This window comes from Mesorhizobium sp. M7A.F.Ca.US.014.04.1.1 (genome assembly GCF_003998745.1).
Taxonomy (GTDB): Bacteria; Pseudomonadota; Alphaproteobacteria; order Rhizobiales; family Rhizobiaceae; genus Mesorhizobium; species Mesorhizobium ciceri.
This window is the reverse complement of sequence record NZ_RZRW01001043.1, coordinates 1-1,210: the sequence shown is the minus strand read 5'-3', so window position 1 is coordinate 1,210 and position 1,210 is coordinate 1. Positions and strand designations below refer to the sequence as shown.

1 pseudogene is annotated in these 1,210 nt (G+C 61.4%); it reads right to left on the bottom strand.

The window, feature by feature from the left end:
* Positions 1-1,210, bottom strand: a pseudogene (locus tag EOA22_RS34300) (cbb3-type cytochrome c oxidase subunit I); the annotation flags it as partial.

Sequence of the window (1,210 nt, the reverse complement as noted above, 5' to 3'; positions counted from 1 at the left end):
CCCCATGATCGCGCCAGGCGAAGACGACGAAGGTCGCGTAGGCGCCGATGAAGCCGACGATCGCCAGCCACCATATATGCCAGATCAGCGCGAACCCGATCAGCGTGCTGAAGAAGGCGGTGACGAAGCCTGTCGGGCTGTTGCGCGGCATCTCGATAGGCTCGTATCCTTCCTCCGCACCGGGCCTCTTCTCCTCCCTTGCCCGTTGCTTGATGCGCCAGTAGGGCTCTTCATCCTCGACGAAAGGCAGCCGCTCGTAGTTGAAAACGGGGGGAGGGGAAGACGTCGACCATTCCAGTGAACGCCCGTCCCATGGGTCGCCTGTCTCATCGCGAAGCTTGTCGCGATGTCGGATCGAAACGGCGAGTTGCATGATCTGCAGTGCGGCGCCGGCGATCATCACCAGCACGCCGAACGCGGCCACCACCAGCCATGGCGCCCAAAGATCCATGTCGATATGCTGCAGGCGCCGCGTCATGCCGAGCAGACCGACGATATAGAGCGGCACGAAGACCAGCATGTAGCCGGCCAAGGTGACCCAGAATGCGGCCTTGCCCCAGCCTTCGTGCAAGCGGAATCCGAACGCCTTGGGAAACCAGTAGGTGAAGCCGGCGAACGCGCCGAACAGCACGCCCGAAATGATGACGTTGTGGAAATGCGCGACGAGGAAAAGGGAGTTGTGCAGCACGAAGTCGGCCGGTGGAACGGCAAGCAGAACGCCGGTCATGCCGCCGACGGTGAAGGTGGTCACGAAGCCCAGCGCCCAAAGCATCGGCGTGTCGAAGCGGATGCGCCCGCCATACATGGTGAAGAGCCAGTTGTAGATCTTCACCCCGGTGCCGACGGCGATGACCGACGTGGCGATGCCGAAGGCGGCGTTGACGTCTGCTCCGGCGCCCATGGTGAAGAAATGATGCAGCCAGACCATGAACGAGACGATGCAGATGAACATCGTTGCCGCGACCATCGAACGGTATCCGAACAGCGGCTTTGACGAGAATGTCGAGAAGACCCGGAGAAGATGCCGAAGGCGGGAAGCACCAGAATGTAGACCTCGGGATGGCCCCAGGCCCAGATCAGGTTGACGAACATCATCTGATTTCCGCCGGCTTCGTTGGTGAAGAAATGGAAGCCGAGATAGCGGTCCAGCGTCAGCATCGCCAGCGTGGCGGTGAGGATCGGGAAGGCTGCGACGATGAGCAGGTTGGAG